At 61.1% G+C, this 17,354-nt stretch carries 13 protein-coding genes and 1 other RNA gene; 5 read left to right on the plus strand and 9 right to left on the minus strand.

The window, feature by feature from the left end:
- The first annotated feature begins 108 nt into the window (after window positions 1-108).
- The 3 genes from J4D25_RS11285 to ssrA all read left to right on the plus strand — a co-directional run bounded on the left by J4D25_RS11285 (window position 109) and on the right by ssrA (window position 1,488).
- Complete coding sequence (locus tag J4D25_RS11285; protein ID WP_057716495.1) at window positions 109-384, plus strand: hypothetical protein; 276 nt, start codon at window positions 109-111, stop codon at window positions 382-384.
- Between the two features lie 334 nt (window positions 385-718).
- Entirely contained in the window at window positions 719-997 is a 279-nt protein-coding gene (locus J4D25_RS11290; protein WP_057716496.1) for a hypothetical protein, read from the plus strand.
- Window positions 998-1,091: 94 nt separating this feature from the next.
- Window positions 1,092-1,488, plus strand: a transfer-messenger RNA (tmRNA) gene (gene ssrA / locus J4D25_RS11295).
- 96 nt (window positions 1,489-1,584) lie between these two features.
- On the opposite strand, the gene J4D25_RS11300 is transcribed toward ssrA, so the two are convergent.
- From J4D25_RS11300 to J4D25_RS11310, 3 genes are all read right to left on the minus strand, one after another.
- Complete coding sequence (locus J4D25_RS11300) at window positions 1,585-1,848, minus strand: hypothetical protein (protein WP_008047515.1); 264 nt, start codon at window positions 1,846-1,848, stop codon at window positions 1,585-1,587.
- A gap of 512 nt (window positions 1,849-2,360) precedes the next feature.
- A complete protein-coding gene (locus J4D25_RS11305) occupies window positions 2,361-3,188 on the minus strand; it encodes a phosphatase PAP2 family protein (RefSeq protein WP_057716497.1) in 828 nt (275 codons plus the stop codon).
- Window positions 3,189-3,219: 31 nt separating this feature from the next.
- Complete coding sequence (locus J4D25_RS11310) at window positions 3,220-3,891, minus strand: phosphoglycerate kinase (RefSeq protein WP_057716498.1); 672 nt, start codon at window positions 3,889-3,891, stop codon at window positions 3,220-3,222.
- Window positions 3,892-4,150: 259 nt separating this feature from the next.
- Here J4D25_RS11310 and J4D25_RS11315 point away from each other — a divergent pair, with 259 nt between their 5' ends.
- The gene (locus J4D25_RS11315) at window positions 4,151-6,070 is read left to right on the plus strand and encodes a methyl-accepting chemotaxis protein (protein WP_057716499.1); all 1,920 of its coding nucleotides are present in this window, start codon (window positions 4,151-4,153) and stop codon (window positions 6,068-6,070) included.
- Window positions 6,071-6,275: 205 nt separating this feature from the next.
- Here J4D25_RS11315 and J4D25_RS11320 read toward each other — a convergent pair whose 3' ends face one another.
- The 6 genes from J4D25_RS11320 to J4D25_RS11345 all read right to left on the minus strand — a co-directional run bounded on the left by J4D25_RS11320 (window position 6,276) and on the right by J4D25_RS11345 (window position 16,114).
- Complete coding sequence (locus tag J4D25_RS11320) at window positions 6,276-7,649, minus strand: DUF1329 domain-containing protein (RefSeq protein ID WP_057716500.1); 1,374 nt, start codon at window positions 7,647-7,649, stop codon at window positions 6,276-6,278.
- 134 nt (window positions 7,650-7,783) lie between these two features.
- Entirely contained in the window at window positions 7,784-9,739 is a 1,956-nt protein-coding gene (locus tag J4D25_RS11325) for a DUF1302 domain-containing protein (RefSeq protein WP_191622245.1), read from the minus strand.
- A gap of 60 nt (window positions 9,740-9,799) precedes the next feature.
- Entirely contained in the window at window positions 9,800-11,089 is a 1,290-nt protein-coding gene (locus tag J4D25_RS11330; protein WP_057716502.1) for a hypothetical protein, read from the minus strand.
- A 239-nt stretch (window positions 11,090-11,328) separates the two neighbouring features.
- On the minus strand, window positions 11,329-12,897 hold the full coding sequence (locus J4D25_RS11335) for an FGGY-family carbohydrate kinase (protein ID WP_057716503.1): 1,569 nt from the start codon (window positions 12,895-12,897) through the stop codon (window positions 11,329-11,331).
- A 20-nt stretch (window positions 12,898-12,917) separates the two neighbouring features.
- Entirely contained in the window at window positions 12,918-14,513 is a 1,596-nt protein-coding gene (locus J4D25_RS11340) for a glycerol-3-phosphate dehydrogenase/oxidase (protein WP_057716504.1), read from the minus strand.
- 5 nt (window positions 14,514-14,518) lie between these two features.
- Window positions 14,519-16,114, minus strand: coding sequence for an FAD-binding oxidoreductase (locus J4D25_RS11345; protein WP_057716505.1), 1,596 nt, complete (start codon window positions 16,112-16,114; stop codon window positions 14,519-14,521).
- 210 nt (window positions 16,115-16,324) lie between these two features.
- Here J4D25_RS11345 and J4D25_RS11350 point away from each other — a divergent pair, with 210 nt between their 5' ends.
- Entirely contained in the window at window positions 16,325-17,353 is a 1,029-nt protein-coding gene (locus J4D25_RS11350; RefSeq protein ID WP_057716506.1) for an AraC family transcriptional regulator, read from the plus strand.
- Window position 17,354: the final 1 nt, after the last annotated feature.

A 17,354-nucleotide genomic window follows, 5' to 3' on the forward strand; every position in this document is an offset into this window, starting at 1 on the left:
GCCGCCGCAGTCCACTGATCAAGTCCCGCCAATGCGGGACCTTCCCAAAACTCGGTAGACCGATTTGATGGCCAGCAATGCTTGGTCCTTCAGTTCAAGGAGAAACACATGAATCGTTCTGTGCTTTTAGGTTTGTTCGTTGCTGCTTCCATGATGGCTTCCACTTCGTTTGCGGCCGAAAAAGACCTATGCGCGGTCAACCTGCAAACCATCGAAAACGGCAAGGCACAGATTCCTCCGGAAATGACTGACCAGGTAAAAGCCTCCGTCGAGCAAGCCAAAGCCGACCAGGCAAAAGGCACCAAGGAAGGCATTGATGATTGCATCGCCGAGACCAACGACATTATCAAGGCCGTCACCGACTCGAAAAAAGGCGCCAAGTAACTCGGCTCAAGGCCAACCTTCGGGTTGGCCTTCCGGGCCGCGTTGGCGTACATCAACAACGGAGTACTGGCAGCCGGGAGCTCAAAGCCCGGCCGTGCCCGATACGAAGCAAACCAAAACCCGCCAATTGCGGGTTTTGTTGCATCTGGGGGGCTGGATACGTGTAACCGCCCGCATCGCTGCAAAAGCTCGACACATTTTCTGAGAAAAACGAATTCTTGCGTTGAATCGTAGTCTTTGAGGTAGGCCCCATCAGACCGGGCGGACTTTTCGGGCTCGGCTTGGCCGTCTACTCATACGACAGCACCGAGACCATCAGCTCAAGGAGATACCCATGAAACGCACCACACTCGCTGGCCTGTTCATTGCTGCTGCCATGCTGGCCTCTCCTGTATTTGCTGCGGACAACAACCTCTGTACGAGCAAGCTGCAAGAGCTCAAAGGCAAAGTGAATGCGCTGCCGGCGAACTCCGCAAACACCACGATGGAGATCAAAAGACTGATGTCCAGCGCCGAAGCCTCACAAGCCTCCGGAGACGACAAAAAATGCGTCACCGAGGCCACCCAGGCATTGGCGCTCGCTGACAGACAGAGCACCCAACCAAACCCATGATCTGTGGTGGCCAACCTTCAGGTTGGCCTTCCGGGGCGTGATGACGTACACTGTATATGCCTGCTGCTCACTTGATTCACAGAGCATCAGGCTCGGGGCCGTTTAGGATTCGACGCCGGTTGCGAAACTTTAGGTGCATGCCGAGTTGGTAACAGAACTCGTAAATCCACTGTTGCAACTACTTATAGTTGCCAATGACGATAACTACGGCCAGGAATTCGCTCTCGCTGCGTAAGCAGCCTTAGCCCTGAGCTTCTGGTACCTTCGGGTCCAGCAATCACCAGGGGATGTCTGTAAACCCAAAGTGATTGTCATATAGAACAGAATCGCCGTGCAGTACGTTGTGGACGAAGCGGCTAAAACTTACACAACTCGCCCAAAGCACCCTGCCCGTCGGGTCGCTGAGGGTTAACTTAATAGACACGGCTACGCATGTAGTACCGACAGCGGAGTACTGGCGGACGGGGGTTCAAATCCCCCCGGCTCCACCAATTGAGACACCAACGAAGCCCGCCCAGTGCGGGCTTTGTTGTTTCTGGCTGTATCGCAAGCCCTGCAACCGTCTGAAACAGGACCCACGCCAACGATCAGTACTTGATATCCCGAGCTGTGCGACGGGTATCCTGCTTGGTGCTGCGCTTGTCCTGGCGACATTCCACGTTGCTCTTGTCATTGCCCTTTCTGCATTCATCCTTGGTTTGCCGGGCAGTGGATCGCCCTTCCTGCCTGGTATCGCGGGCTTCACGCCGCTGTTCACCCTGCTCGGTCGCGTAGACGGGTAGCGTCACCCACTGCACGCCAGCGGCGATAAGCAGCGTCGCCAGGGCTTTCAAGTAGTGCTTGCGAATCATGATTTTTCTCCAATTCAACATCGCTCGGTCGCTTCGTTCGCTCCCCCAGGCATTCAGCTAAAACGTGAGTTACATCGTACGCCCACAACTCACAAAAACACTTTGTGGCAGGTGAAATCTGACGATAGGGTCACATGGTCAGTCGCGCAATGCCGCTATGTGCATGGTTGCAATATGGGCACCGGCCCGAACCTCCTTGTTTCCAGGTAGTGGCGTCGAGTCGATGCCTGACAGACAAACCGGTCGGAAGCAGACTTTGCCGCGGATCATTTGCCGTAGCTATGCCGCAAGCTCTGGTACAAGGCTTTGATCCAGATGAATTTTTCTTCACCCCACGGTTGCGTTACTGCCTGTACATTGCACTCGCTCATTCAAGAAACTACGGTTTGCCCGCCCTCCCGCGGGCTTTTTTTTGTCTGCGAATTCGCAATTCGAGACTCACTGAAGGTTTCCGCGAGCAACAAAAAACCCGCACCCCTTTCGAGATGCGGGTTTTGCGGTTCAACACCAACTCAATTCGCTGCCTGGATCTGAGTCGCCGCCACCGGTTGTTGCGCTTTGGAGAGCACCGGCTGTTCCAGCCTCGCTCGCCCGTAGAACGCCAGCGCCGTCAGCAAACACGCCAGCCATACGAAGATCCCGGCCCAGAAGGTGTGGGACATGTAGTGCCACCCTTGCAATACCCGCGTGGTGCCATAGATGAAACCGAGGGTCAGCGAGCCGTACATGATCGCTTTCGAATAACGCCAGCGATAACGGCGAGCCACGAAGTACAACGCCAGCATGGTGAAACCGCCCGATGCATGTCCGCCCGGCCAGCAGCGCCCCTCACCGGCGACTTTCAACAGGTCGAAATTTTCATACCACTCGATGTGCTCCAATTTGCCGCCGTACAGGGTCGTCTCGATCGGGCAATACACGCTGGTGTGGCCCTTGAGGTAGTGAATGACCCCGGTGCTGATGGAGAACGCGAACACCACGTAGAGAAAGTCGCGTCGATGGCGATTGGCAAAGCGCAGCACCGGTGCGACTTTGATTTTTTCCAGGAAGGCGATGATTTTCGAGTGCTTTTCAGTCTTCAGGCGCGGCCAGAGAAACGACAGCAAGGCACCGATAATCGCCATTTCTCCGGTCCAGTTCGGAATGATCCGCGCCCATTTGTGGGTGATTTTTTCGAACAGATGGACCTGGTCCAACGGGTACGTCTGCGTCACCGGATCAAAAAAGTAATTGTTGAAGGCGATGTCGATACTGATCATGTCGAACATCAGGAACACCGCGACCGCGCAGGCCAGCGGAATACCAAAATTCACCCAGTAAAAGCGGGAAGCGGTCTGCATGCTCAGTCCTGATTCGAAGGGATGGTGACATTCAACGGGTCGTCACCGTCGGCCAATCCGATGCTTCGATAAAGCCAAGCATGCGCGGAGTCTGCGGCGTTTCGGCGGAGATAAACAAAGAAGCCCCGTAACCCAGGGTCGACGTCGGCAAATGGAGGTCTTTTTCCATTTGGTCCATGCATTCGCTGTGGGTCACCAGAATCAGGTTACGTCCGGCTACCTTGTGCGCCAATGCGTCGCGCAGCATGGTGCCCCTGCAACCGATCAGCCAGTCTTCGCCCGTGCCGACCTTGTTGAACATGAAACCGGCGGTCTGCGCCGTACGCAGGATCGGGCTGTTGTAGATATCGGCCTTGTCCAGGCCCAGGTTCTGGAAATGCGCACCGACACCCATGGCGACACTGCGCGAGCGCTCGGTAATGCCATCGTTGCCAACCAGGCAAGGCGCCGAGGAGTGATCGCAGCGCTCGACGTGGCGCACCAGAACGATCAGGTCGCCCTTGGCCCACCCGGTCATCAACGCCTGTGCACCGGTCACATTGCCGTGAGCCAGGTCCGCAACGGCAGCAGGTCGCAGCAAGAACAGCACCAACGGGATCACCAGCAGCGCCGAGACCAACACCACCGCAGCGTTGCGATAACGGGCGAAGCGGTTCAGATCGATCGAGCGTTTTACCCCAAAAAGACTCAGTCTTAATTCCACATCAAGCCGCCTCGCCGGCACGCACTACCTCATCAGATACCGGCAGGTTAAGGAAACGCGCGTCGGTGGCTGGTGAAACCCATGTGAAAAAAAGCTTAAAGCCGCTGTAAAAGTCTTGTTACAGAACCGTGCGGAAAAAACCTTTCAGCTCCCGGGATTGCTGCCGATACATCCTGCTTACACCGCTTGGCGGCTTCCAAAAAAAACAACCTTCCAGCCAACCGACGATAAAGAAGTACCAAGTTCCTGGAGGAATGAGATGAATAGCTGGTTCGGCAACATCAGCGTGAACCTGAAACTGGGCCTGGGGTTTGGCCTGGTCCTGGCACTGACCTGCGTCCTGGCCCTGACCGGCTGGACCAGCCTGGGCGGGTTGATCGACCGCAGCAACTGGATGAGCGACATCACCCAGCTCAACGCCGGCCTGACCAAGCTGCGCGTGGTTCGCCTGCAATACATGCTGACCAACGGCGACGAAACCGCCGCGCAGAATGTGCAGACCACCCTCGACGCCTTCTCGGCCCAGCAGCAAGCCCTGCTGGCGAAGTTCAAGAGCCCGGAAAACCTCAAGCTGCTGCGAGAGCAAGGCGCCGTCATCGACGCCTACAGGACGTCCCTGGGCAAGATGCGCAGCGCCTATCGCGCCGGCAACAGCGCCCGCGACACCATGGGTGCCAACGCCGAAACCGCCAACACGCTGATCAATGACATCAATACCCGCGTGCAGCAAATGCCGTTGAGCGACCAGCGCGTCGAACAGTTCCAGGCCATCACCGCGGCCAAGGAAGCGTTCCTGCTGGCCCGCTACGAAGTGCGCGGCTACACCGCCAGTACCAATGCCGAGACCGAGCAAAAAGCCGTCGGTCAACTGGACGCCGCCATCGCCAGTCTGAAACCGCTGAACGTGCATTTCGCCGATTCCCAACAAGACGCCTTGCGTCAGCTGGAAACCGCGCTGGGCAACTACCGCAGCGCCTTGCAGACCTACAAGGCCGCCAGCAATGACGCGGTGCAGGCGCGCAAGGAAATGACCGAACAGGGCGCCGCCATCGTGTCCCAGAGCGATCAGCTGTACCAGATCCAGCTCGACCGCCGTGATGCCGAAAGTGCCCAGGCCCGCACCCTGCAACTGATCAGCACGTTGCTGGCACTGCTGGTGGGCGTCATTGCCGCCGTGGTCATCACTCGCCAGATCACCCGTCCATTGCGCGACACCCTGGCGGTGGTCGATCGCATCGCCAGCGGTGACCTGTCCCACAATGTGCTGGTCACTCGCCGTGATGAACTCGGCGTGTTGCAGCAAGGCATCGCGCGCATGGGCGTGACCCTGCGCGACTTGATCAGCGGCATCCGCGACGGCGTGACCCAGATCGCCAGCGCCGCCGAAGAGCTGTCGGCCGTGACCGAGCAGACCAGTGCCGGGGTCAACAGCCAGAAAGTCGAGACCGATCAGGTCGCTACCGCCATGCACGAGATGACCGCCACCGTGCAGGAAGTCGCGCGCAACGCCGAAGAAGCCTCGCAAGCCGCTGCGGCGGCGGACGGCGAAGCCCGTGAAGGCGACAAAGTGGTCAACGAAGCCATCGCCCAGATCGAGCGCCTGGCCAGCGAAGTGCTGCGCTCCACCGAAGCCATGAGCGTGCTGCAACAGGAAAGCGACAAGATCGGCAGCGTCATGGACGTGATCAAGGCCGTGGCCGAGCAGACCAACCTGCTGGCGCTCAACGCTGCCATCGAAGCGGCCCGCGCCGGGGAAGCCGGTCGTGGTTTTGCGGTGGTGGCCGACGAGGTCCGCGGCCTGGCCCAGCGCACGCAGAAATCCACCGAGGAAATCGAAGGCCTGGTAGCCGGCCTGCAGAACGGCACGCAGCAAGTGTCCGCCGTGATGAACAACAGCCGCGTCCTCACCGACAGCAGCGTGGCCCTCACCCGCAAGGCCGGCGAGTCACTGGAGAACATCACCCGCACGGTGTCCAACATCCAGTCGATGAACCAGCAGATCGCCGCCGCTGCCGAACAGCAAAGTGCCGTGGCGGAAGAGATCAGCCGCAGCATCATCAACGTGCGCGATGTGTCCGAGCAGACCGCTGCGGCGAGCGATGAGACCGCCAAGTCCAGCATTGAACTGGCGCGGTTGGGTGGTCAATTGCAGCAGATGGTGAGCCACTTCCGCGTCTGACGTTCAGCGCTCGCTGAATCGACCATCCAATCGCGAACAGGCTCGTCCTGTAGGAGCGAGCTTGCTCGCGATGGTGGTCAACGATAACGCGTGCATTCTGAATGACCGCGGCGCTGGCAGGTACTTCGCGAGCGAGCTCGCTCCTACAGGACCGGTTTTCCGCGATTGAGGTCTGACTGACTGCAACTTTCCAAGACTTACGCCCTCACCGCGTCCCGCGCTGGCGCAATGCCGACGGCATGAAGTACGCGTCTTCGGGTACCGGCTGGGCAAAGTCCACTGTGCCCGGCTCTTCGTTATCCAGGTTCTGCACGTAGTAACGACGCGCCTGCAAGTCATGGAATACGTCCAGCGCACTCCAGGTGGTGGGCAGGTCGTAGAAGTTTTTCAGGTAGGCCATCGACACCCGCCACAACTCCCCACGCCCGTCATATTGATCCACCAATGCGGCGCCCCAACTGTCCTCGTCCAGAAACAGCACGCGCTTGGAATAGATATGCCGCGCGCCCGGCTTGAGCGTGCCTTCGACCACCCAGACCCGATGCAGCTCATAACGGGTGAATTGCGGGTTGAGGTGGCCCGGTGTGAGCAACTGCTCGTACTTCACCTCAGGGCTGCCGACCTTGTAATTGTTATAGGGGATGTAGACCTCTTGCTTGCCCTTGAGCTTCCAGTCGTAGCGGTCTGGCGAGCCGTTGAACAGGTCCGTATCGTCCGCCGTGCGCAGGCCGTCGGATGAGGCGATCGGGGTGTCATACGCGAGGTTCGGCGCCCGGCGCACACGGCGCTGGCCCGCGTCGTAGACCCAGGCCTGACGCGGGTCCTTGAGCTGGTCCAGGGTCTCGTGAACCAATGCCGCACCGCCCGCCAGACGGGCCGGGCTCTTCACGAACGCCAGGTAATAGAACAGGATGTTTTTCAGGTCGGCAAACTGCCCGCTCGGGCGGTAATAGTTGAAGAGTCCCTCCTGCTGCGAGGTCACGAGCGCGAAGCTGCCGTTGCGTTGTACCGGCGCTTCGGAGGCACGACGGACCACATAGATGCCGCGATAACGGGTGATGTGGTTCCACAGCACCTCGATGCCATCCTTGGGCACCGGGAACGGCACACCGCCATAGGCATCGTCAAAACCGGTGCCGCCATCGAGCAGCTTGGCCGAGGTCGCGTTTTTCAAGGTGTTGTCATACAGCCACTGCGGCGCCGCGCCCGAGCGGCGAGAGGGATAGACCGGCATCTGGAAGGTGTCGGGGTAGCTGTTGAACAGTGCGATCTGACCCGGGCTGAGGTGGGCCTTGTATTGTTCAAGGTTGGTCTTGGTGATGGTGAACAGGGGCTTGTCCGCCGCGTACGGGTCCAGGTGATGCTGGCCCGGCTTGTAGCCCGCCGGCGCCTGGGTGATGCCGCCGTTCCAGGCCGGAATGGTCCCGGCCGCATTGCCGGCACGCTCGGCCCCCAGCGGCGTCAGCGTGGTCTTCAATTGCTCGGCCTGCTGGGGCGAGATCGCGGCCAGCGCGCTGCCGGCGGCCAGGCTCAGGAGCAGCGCCAGCGTGGTCTTGGTCAGTTGTGAAGTGTGAAACATGATCGTTCTCCGAAGTACAAAAACCTGTGGGAGCGAGCTTGCTCGCGAATGCGGTTTTTCAGGCGACATCTGCGTTGAATGTGCCGCCCATTTCGCGAGCAGGCTCGCTCCCACAATGGGTCTGCGTGTAGCAATCAAAGGAAGTACTTGAGGTTGAAGCCGACGTTGTCGCGGTCACGCAGGCCGTTGTCCTGCCCACCGCCGTAGAACTCGGTGTATTGCAGCTCGGCCTCCAGCTTGTTCTGGTAGTTGGCCTTGATCCCCAGGGTGTAGGCCTTGCGGCCCTCGATGATGTTGCCCGCCTGGTAACTGTTGCCCTTGAAGTCATCCTTGTAGACGACATAAGGCGAGACGTTGACCCCGGCATACACGTCGTTCCAGGTGCCGTTGAGCATCGCGGTGTAGCTGTAGGAGTTGCGGTTGACCTGATCGCTGCGTTCGCCGCCGGACACATAGGAAAAGTTACCGGTGCCAGCGTAGTAACGGGTACTGCCGTCATACGCGGTGTATTGCAGGCTGCTGCCGCGCAGGTGCTCGGACGCCAGCTCGAATACGCCGAACATCGAGTCGAATGACAGGCTCGGGCCAAAGTTGTAAATGGTGCCCATGGACGTGTTGAACGCTTCCACCCGCTCGGCGTTATTGATCTGGCTGTCGAGCGTGACCTGCTGCCCGCCGATGTTGATGGTCTGGCCGCCTGCCGCTGCGGCGGCACCGTTGGCCAGGTCGCCGATCAGGTCGTTGGTGGCGGCGACCCCGATGGGCAGGTTCGGCCGATAGGCCACTTCGCCGAAAACCGACGCCTGGCCCAGGGTGGTGTTGAAACTGAAGCCGTACATGCGGATGTCTTCGGCGTAGCGCCGATGCGCCTGAATATTGCCCAGCACATCCATGGTCGCCAGGCCGTTGGCCAGTTGCCCCGCCTGGCTGCCGGCAACACCGGCCAACAGGTTGGTCAGGGCGTTCATGTCGATGCCCTTGTACCCACCCAGATCGGCGGAAATGGTCGGTTCCTTGGCGTGGTAGTTGACCATGTACAACCCGAACTCGGTGCTGTTGAGCTCTTCTACGATGTAGCGAAAAGCGAAACCGAACTGGCCGTCGTTGCGCGCGTTGTAATCCTTGCCGACCGAGGCCACTTTGACGGTGTTGCCAAAGGCCGGGGTGACCCCGTTGGCGTACAGGCCGGTGGTGCTCAGGGCCTGGCTGAGCAGCGGGTTGTTGCCCAGCGCGCTGTACAGATCGATCACGTTGCCGAAGCCAGGCACCGGGGTGTCCAGGGCGGTACCGGTAAAGTTGTTGTAGGCGGTGTTGCCGCCGTCGGCGAACAGGTCCGTCTGCGAGTAGAACGTGCCGACCGGGTCGATGCGGGTTTCCTTCCAGTTCGTCTGGTAAAAGCTTTCCATGGTCAGGCTGTCGGTCAGGCCGATGTTGAAGCTCAGCGCTTCCACCGGCACCAGCACTTCCTTGACTTCAGCCCCGGGCAAACGGTATTTGGCCGCGTCCACCGGGTTGGTGGTGTTGACCCCGCCACGGTAGAAAATCCCCTCACCCCAGTTGAACACCTGGCGCCCGACACGGGCCGTGACTGGCATCTGCGCAACGTCCCAGTTGCCATAGAGGTAGGCATCGAGCATCTCCACCCGGCTGCCGGCGATATCGCGGGTCTGGTCAGTGAAGTGGTCGTCCTGCGGGAAACTCTGGCTGGGTTGCGACGGGTTGTTGTTGCGGTAGTAATCGTTGCGCTTGTCCATCAGTTGCGTGTCATAGAACGCGGTGCCGCGCACGAACATCCCGTAGTTCTGATAGTTGGCCTCGAGCTCCGAGGTGATCTTGTACACCTCGGAAACCAGCCCGGTGTCGAAGTTGCGATTGCCGTCGTTGGTGTTGACGTCGTCGTTGTTTTTGTCCCGGCCCTGGACCCGCCACAAGCGGCCATAGGACAAGGTACTGTCGAATGAACCGGTGATCTGGTTGTCCAGCACGCTGAACTCCTTGGCCTGCACGCCGTCGACCGCGCACAGTTGCAGCAGCCCTGCCAGGCCCACGCCGGGAAGCGCCGCGCCAGACAGGCGAAATCGAGTGCTCATGATCCGTTCCTCTTTCCCTGGTTTTATTGTTTTTGTGTTCTGAAAATGTGGCTGCGATGGCTATGGTGCCAATCCCGCACGGGCGTAAATCCGGCTGTGGGCGCCGAAATTTCCCAGCAGATTGAACAGCTGCCGGTTAAGTGCCGGATGGTCGAAGTCTTCGCGCTGCAGCTGATTACCGCTGCTGAAATCGCTGGTGGTCGGTGCCGTGTCCAACCACTGGCCGATGGCTTCATCAAACGCCGCGGATTCGTCGACGGACTCGGCACTCACCACTTCACGCAGGTAGTTCACTGAATACGGCGGATAGCGGCCGTCCTGTGCAGAGTCGGTATAAGCGTCGAGCATCGGGTGTGCATGGCCGGCACGCAGCAGGCGACGAAGCCAGATCGACTGATACTTCTCCACTTCCATGTGTCGGGTGGCGACCCGTTCGATGGCGGCATGTTTGTCCGCATCGAAGCCGGCCAGGGCCTTGCCTTCCAGCACCAGCAGGCTCGCCAGTTCGACACCGGGCAGCGGCTTGGCGTGATAAGGCTGGGTCAGATCCTGAACGTGGTGCAGGCCCCAACCGAGAAATCGATAGCCCCAATAAGAATGGCCAGTGGCAAACGCCAGTCGCGCCAAGCCCATGTACTGGTAGGCGCGCCAGTCCGGCCAGCTGCGCTGAAGAAACCCGGCAGCGGCGTACACCACCGGGCTTTCATGGAAAAAGCCCATATGGAACGGCGCCTGGGAGCTGTACTGAAACCGGGCGTCGCCGAAAGGCTGCGGGCCGAAGCCGTACAACGCGCCGACTTCGCCGGGGTTGTCACTGAACAGGTTGATGTCGTGGCCGTAATCCGGCTCATCGGCAGCGCTGGCCAACACGGCCAGGGGCGCGACTTGTTCGTGGTCAGCGACAACGATGAAGCGCTGGCGATTCCACGGTGAAAGCGTCTGTTGCACCATGACTTGTTCGGTCTTGAGGTGTTCACGCTCGGGCAGATCCTTGCCCGGCATCGGCTGGATGACCATCGCCAGATGAATCCCGGGGTTGATGCGCAGTGCGCTGAGGAAGTCGTGGCGCAGATTGTCCCCAGGCACGACAGGCAATCGCAGGTTGTCGGGGCGCGGCGGGTATTGGGCGAAGTGCTCGCGGGCGAAGCGCTCCTGCTCATCGAGCAGCGCACTCACGGCTTGGTATTGCTGCGAAAGAAACTGTTCCAGCGGCTCGACTTCGACCTGCGGTGCATCACGCAAGGCCGGCAAATCCTGCAACGCCAGGTAGCTGCCCACCGTATGGTTCGACCAGCCCCAGGCTGTGGGGGCCGTTGCACAAAGCAGCAACAGGAGGAATGTCAGCTTCATTGCTTGGTTCTTATTGGATGTGCTGTGGGGGTTGAGCCTAACAACCGACCCTGCCCCTGACACTGTCCAATCTCACCAGAAAAGGTCTCCGATAGCGCCACATGAGGTGACATGAAATCACCCCCGGACATTGTAGGAGTGAGCCTGCTCGCGATAGCGGTGGGTCAGCCAACAGTTACTTTGACTGACACACCGCTATCGCGAGCAAGCTCGCTCCCACAGGGTTCCCGGGTGTTTTCCTAAGCGGGGTAACCAGTGATTTTGCGGATGCTCTGGTACAACGGCTTGAGCTGTCGATACATGCGCAGGTAAACCTCTTTGTACAGTCGCTCATAGATCTGCTGCGCCTCGGGTTGCGGCATGAATACCGCACCGACCCGGGTCATGGCGGCCATCGCCGTGGGGAAATCCGCGTGCAGCCCCAGCCCCACCGCGCAGCAAATGGCCGCGCCCAGGCCGGACGCTTCGTAGACATGCGGACGCTCGGCCGGCAGGCCGAAAATGTTCGCCGTGAGTTGCATCGCGGCATCACTCTGGGAGCCACCTCCGGCAACGCGCAAGCGCGTGATGGAGACCCTCGAACGCTTCTCGATTTTCTCCATGCCCTGACGCAAGGCATACGCCAGACCTTCGAGGATCGCCCGGTAAATGTGTGCGCGGGTATGCACGTCGCCGAAGCCGATCATCGCGCCCTTGGCTTCGACACCCGGCTCGCGGATACCGGGCGACCAGTAGGGTTGCAGCATCAACCCCATGGAGCCCGGCGGCACGGCGTCGACCAGCGCATCGAAGAGTTGCTCGGGCTCCACGCCCTGGGCTTTGGCCTGCTGCATTTCCCGCAGGCCGAACTCGTTCTTGAACCAGCTGACCATCCAGTAGCCGCGATAGATCATCACCTCGCAGTTGTATTGATCCGGCACTGCGGACGGGTAAGGCGGAATCAACGGGACGATTTCCAGGTAGCGCGACCGGGTGCTGGTGATCGTCGCCGTGGTGCCGTAGGAAAGGCACACGGTGCCTGGGTCGACGACGCCGGAACCCACGACTTCGCAGGCCTTGTCGGCACCCGCGGCAATCAGCGGCAGCCCCTCGGGAATGCCGGTGTGGCGGCTGGCCTCGGCGCTGATGTAGCCGAGGGTTTCACCGGGCTTGTGCAGGCTTGGCAGTTGTTCGGGGCGCACCGCCAGCGCCTGCCATTTCCAGTCGGAGGGGGCGGCCCAGCGCAAGCGCTTGAAGTCGAACGGCAGGTAACCGACGCAACAGCCCACCGAATCGACAAAGCGCCCACACAGGCGATGGGTGAGAAACCCCGAGAGCAGCAAAAACTTGTCGGTCGCCGCCCAGACCTCAGGCTGGTGGCGGGCGATCCAGTTGGCCTCGGCCTGGGCGCGAAAGTAGTCCACTGTGGCTTGCGCGCCGACCAGTTTGAACAGCCAGCCCCACGGTCCCTTGATGCCACCCTTGACTTCGGCCTGGCGTTGATCGAGCCACAGGATCGCCGGGCGCAGCGCCTTGCCCTGGGCATCGACGTTGATCACCGTGCCGCGCTGGGTGGTCAGGGATACACCGGCGATCTGTGAGCGATCGATGCCGGTTTGCTCCCACAACTGCTGGCAGGCCTCACCGAGTTTTGCCCAGTAATACTCCGGGTCCTGTTCGGCCCAGCCGGGTTGAGTCGAGTAATAGGCCTGCAACTCGACCTTGCCTTTGCCCAGCAGATTGCCCTGCAGGTCGAAGAGCAGAGCGCGCACGCTCTGGGTGCCATTGTCGATGGCCAACAGGTAACGCTTGTTCGGGTGGTTATCCATGGAGCTCTCTTCAATGGGCATCAATGCGCGGCATCCGGCAAACCATGATGGCGTTGCCACAACGCCCGATAACGCTGTAATTCCTGCTGCCAATGCTCATCGTCCCAACCCAGTCGCGGTTGGCAGAGTTGGCGAATGGCAGCGAAATAATCCTCGCCACCGCGCGGCAGCAACAGGCCCAGGCGGGTTCGGCGCAGCAACAGGTCATCCAGGTGCAGGACCATTTCCCCATCGCAGGCAACGGCCAGCTCCGCCCACAAGGTGTCAGTGCCGCCGACGGTGTCATGGCCGAGTTCCGCGATCAGTTGCGCCAGCCTCGGCAGGTCACGGCCATGCCGCCCGGCCAGGCGCCGCCACCGGTTGGCGCTGAGCCCCGGTATCGCCAGCGGCGGCACGGCGGCGAACACCGGCGTGGCGTCATCAACGAACGGACGATCGAGCATGGTTGCGCAGGCCTTGAGCACTTCAATCGCCTGCGGGCGAAAGGTGGTCAGCTTGCCGCCGGCCAGGGTCACGCAACCAGGCTCCTGCCACAGCACATGCTCACGGGTTTCATTCGACGGCTTGTCTTGATGCTCACCCGCCGCACTGCCCACCACCGGGCGCACGCCCGACCAGGTCGACAGCACATCGGCGGCGACCACCTCGGCCTGGGGGAACTGTTGGCTGCAGGCCGCCAGCAGATAGTCGAGCTCATCAAAGCTGATGCTCGCGCTCTGGTCCAGATCGCCGTGATGATCGAGGTCCGTGGTGCCGACCACCGTGGCACCCTCCCACGGGAAAACGAACACCGGTCGACGGTCGCGCTCGTGCAGGAAGGTGAAGGCTTGCGCCACTGGAAGGCGCCAGCCCGGCAACAGCAAATGACTGCCACGCAACGGCCGCAACTGGCGAGGGGCATCGGGCAGGCGCAAGCGCTCGGCCCACGCGCCGGTGGCCACGGCCAGCGCACCACAACGCAATGTCAGTAACCCACCCCCTTCGCAGTCTTCGACCTGAACCCCGCAAACGCGCCCCTCTTCACGCAGCAATTGCTGCACGCGCACGCCGTTGAGCACCACGGCGCCGTCGGCCCGGGCCTCGCCCAATACGCGCATCACCAGACGGGCATCATCGGTCAGCGCATCGACAAAACAGGTGCCGCCCAGCAGGTCATCTTCCTTCACCCCGGGCGCCAGATAACGCAGTTGTTGCGCGTCATGGAAGTGATGGCTGCGTCGCCCGGCCAATGCGTCATAGATGGACAACAAACCACCCAGCACCCGTGGTCCGGGAAAACCGCCACGGTAATGCGGCATCATGAAACTCATCGGCTCCACCAGCCCCGGCGCCTCGTCGAGCAGGCGCTGGCGTTCGCGGACTGAGTCGCGGGTCAGGCGCCACTGGCCCTTGGCGATGTAGCGCAAGCCGCCATGGACCATTTTCGAGGAGCGGCTGGAGGTGCCCCAGGCGAAATCGCGCTGCTCCAACAGCAGGCAACGCCACCCGCGGCGCGCGGCTTCGCGCAGGATGCCGGCGCCGCTGATGCCGCCACCGATGACGATCAGGTCCCAGGTTTCATCCGCCAGCGTCGGCAGCACTCGCTGTCGCCACGCCGCGTTCCAGTCCAGGCTCATGGCCGTCACTCCTGCAACAGCGTGCCAGGGTTCAGTCGCCCGGCCGGATCGAAATGCCGACTCAGTGCCTGCAGGGTGTCCATCGCCAGCGCGCCCTTCTCCCGCCGCAGGTACGGCGCGTGGTCCTTGCCCACGCCATGCTGGTGACTGATGGTGCCGTGGTTGTCGACGATGGTCTGGCTGGCCGCCTGCTTGAGCGCCTGCCAGCGCGCCAGGGTGGCGGGGTAGTCGGCCGCCGGGCGAAACACATAGGTGGTGTAGATGCTCGATCCTTCGCCATAGACATGGGAAAGGTGGGTGAAGACATGCACCCGCTCGCCTTCGGCAGCCAAGGCGTCGCGCAGGCTGTTTTCGATCAGCGTGAGCAGGTTATCGACGTTGCTCCAGTCAGTGGCGGTTTCCAGGGTGTCCACCACGTAACCGGCGTTCCACAGGTTTTCCCGCAGGTAGGGAAAACGAAAACGGTTCTGCGCCCACTTCTTGCCGAGCAAGGTGCCGGTAAACACCCCGCCGAACGCCTTGAGGTGCTGCCGGGCCTGGCGCAGGGACAGCGCATTTTGTCGACGATTGCCGGTAACACCGAACGTCAGCAGGCATTTGCCCGCACCGGCGCCGCGCAGGGCCAGGTACTTTTCCAGCCAGGCGATCTGCTGCGGGTGACCGGCCAGCGCCAGCTGGGTTTCGGTTTCCACCGCGTTGGACAGACGCAGCATCGACAGCGGTACCCGCGCCTGGGCCAACTGGCGGATGGCTTGCAGCGCCTTGGGCCAATCGGGCAGAAACACACCATAGAAACGCTCATCGGCGGGCAGAGCGCTGACCCGTACCTTCACCTCGGAAATGATCCCGAAGCGGCCCTCACAGCCCAACACCACCTCGCGCAGATCGGGCCCGGCCGCCGAAGCCGGAAAAGATGGAATTTCCAAAGGTCCGGCAAAGGTTTCCAGGGTCCCGCCGGCGAACAGTTGCTCGATCCGCCCATAGCGCAGCGACTGCTGGCCACTGGAGCGGCTGGCGACCCAACCACCCAGGGTCGACAGCTCCCACGATTGCGGGAAATGCCCCAGGGTGTAACCACGGGCGCGCAACTGACTTTCCACCTGCGGTCCGCTGGTGCCAGGGCCGAAGGTGGCCATCAGGCTCTGTTCGTCGAGGTCCAGCAGGCGATTCATGCGGGCCAGGGAAACTGTCACCACCGGCCGCGCGGAACTCGGCGGGTTGATGTGACCGGCCACCGAGGTGCCACCGCCATAAGGAATCAGGCACAGGTCCTGTTCATGGGCGAGCAACAGTAACCGGCGAATCTGTTCAGCGTTCACGGGATAGGCCACGGCGTCGGGATAATTCCCCAACGCGCCTTCACGCAACGCCAGCCAGTCCGGCAGGCTCTGCCCTCGCGCATGCAGCAAACGATCTTGGGCATCCACGCTGTACAGGAAGTGTTGCTGCAACCGCGACGGGGGCACGCGGGCCAATGCTGTCTCAAGCGTCGCATCGGGCAGCGCTCGACCGTCTCCCACCCGCTGGGCGAGAAAACTCGCGCCCTGGGCCGGCAGTTCGACCACCGTGGTTGCATCTCCCCAGCCGTTCCAGCGTCGCATGCGTGTGTCCTTTTGCGGTTCTGATCAGTGATATTTCAGGCCCCCATACTAGTCAGCCGCCGAAAAGTGTCACGGTCGCATCCGGCCAGTTCGAGTAGCCAATTGAGTCAAACGTCGCGCAGGCGTCAGCCATTTACTTTAGCCGTGGTTTCAAATTACCTTTCAGGGCATTCATCCGCGCACGCGGGCCTTGATCAAAGGAATACGATCATGCAATCCCTGGGCTTCACTTCAGTTCCACCGCTGCTCAAATACCTGCGTCATGCCGAACAACTGGGCATGGCCATCGAGCCTGCGTTGGCGGCTGCCGGGTTGCAGGCACAGCAGTTGAGTGACAACAGCCTGCGGTTGCCGGGAGAAGCCCATGAACGGCTGCTCGATTATTTCTGCGAACACTCGGGCGATGCGTTGTTCGGTCTCAACGCCGCACGTTTTGTGTTGCCCAACTCCTGGAGCGTGCTGGGTTACATCACCATGAACTGCGCGACACTGGGCGACGCCATGAGCCGCATCATGCCGTTCGAGAAGCTGGTGGGAGACATGGGCGTCAGCCGCGCCGAGGTGCAGGGCAGCGACGTGCACCTGATCTGGACATGCCGCCATCAACGCCCGCGAATTCGCCGACACCTGGTGGAAAACGTGCTCGGTTCCTGGCTGCAATACGCGCGCTGGATCGCCGACACGCAAATGTCACCGGCTGCCGTCTGGCTGGAACATGCCTGTCCGGCCGACACGACGCTGGCACAGTACGAGCAGTTCTTCGACTGCCCGGTACTGTTCGACCAGCCTTATTCGGCGCTGATTGTCCCATTGCCGTATTTGCAGTTGCCATTGCGCCAGGCCGATGCGCAATTGCTGCGCACCCTGGAAGAACATGCCCAGGGGTTGATGGCCACACTGGAGGACGCTTCGCTGGAACAGCGGGTCAAAAGCATCCTGCGAAAATTGCTCAAGGAAGGTCTGCCGCGCAAGGAGCAGGTGGCCGAGCATCTCGCGGTGTCAGTGCGCACGCTGCAACGCCAGCTGCATCAGGCCGGTACGTCGTACCAGCAGATCCTCGATGACCTGCGCCAGGAGCTGGCCGAGCATTACCTGCTCAACAGCACCCTGCCGATCCAGGACATCGCCCAGTACCTGGGTTTCACTGAACCCCGCTCGTTTCACCGCACGTTCAAAAGCCGACGCGGGATGCCGCCCGGCGAGTTTCGCCAAACCCACCGGGTGCCGAACGAAGGCTGAA

The sequence above is a fragment of the Pseudomonas sp. GW456-L13 genome (genome assembly GCF_017350115.1).
Lineage (GTDB): Bacteria > Pseudomonadota > Gammaproteobacteria > Pseudomonadales > Pseudomonadaceae > Aquipseudomonas > Aquipseudomonas jessenii.

Bases quoted from the DNA above. Each gene is read 5' to 3' on its own strand.
- J4D25_RS11335 (WP_057716503.1), bottom strand. From the start codon at position 12,897: ATGGATAACCACCCGAACAAGCGTTACCTGTTGGCCATCGACAATGGC.
- J4D25_RS11330 (WP_057716502.1), bottom strand. From the start codon at position 11,089: ATGAAGCTGACATTCCTCCTGTTGCTGCTTTGTGCAACGGCCCCCACA.
- J4D25_RS11305 (WP_057716497.1), bottom strand. From the start codon at position 3,188: ATGCAGACCGCTTCCCGCTTTTACTGGGTGAATTTTGGTATTCCGCTG.
- J4D25_RS11320 (WP_057716500.1), bottom strand. From the start codon at position 7,649: ATGTTTCACACTTCACAACTGACCAAGACCACGCTGGCGCTGCTCCTG.
- J4D25_RS11340 (WP_057716504.1), bottom strand. From the start codon at position 14,513: ATGAGCCTGGACTGGAACGCGGCGTGGCGACAGCGAGTGCTGCCGACG.
- J4D25_RS11285 (WP_057716495.1), top strand. From the start codon at position 109: ATGAATCGTTCTGTGCTTTTAGGTTTGTTCGTTGCTGCTTCCATGATG.
- J4D25_RS11300 (WP_008047515.1), bottom strand. From the start codon at position 1,848: ATGATTCGCAAGCACTACTTGAAAGCCCTGGCGACGCTGCTTATCGCC.
- J4D25_RS11350 (WP_057716506.1), top strand. From the start codon at position 16,325: ATGCAATCCCTGGGCTTCACTTCAGTTCCACCGCTGCTCAAATACCTG.
- J4D25_RS11315 (WP_057716499.1), top strand. From the start codon at position 4,151: ATGAATAGCTGGTTCGGCAACATCAGCGTGAACCTGAAACTGGGCCTG.
- J4D25_RS11325 (WP_191622245.1), bottom strand. From the start codon at position 9,739: ATGAGCACTCGATTTCGCCTGTCTGGCGCGGCGCTTCCCGGCGTGGGC.
- J4D25_RS11345 (WP_057716505.1), bottom strand. From the start codon at position 16,114: ATGCGACGCTGGAACGGCTGGGGAGATGCAACCACGGTGGTCGAACTG.
- J4D25_RS11290 (WP_057716496.1), top strand. From the start codon at position 719: ATGAAACGCACCACACTCGCTGGCCTGTTCATTGCTGCTGCCATGCTG.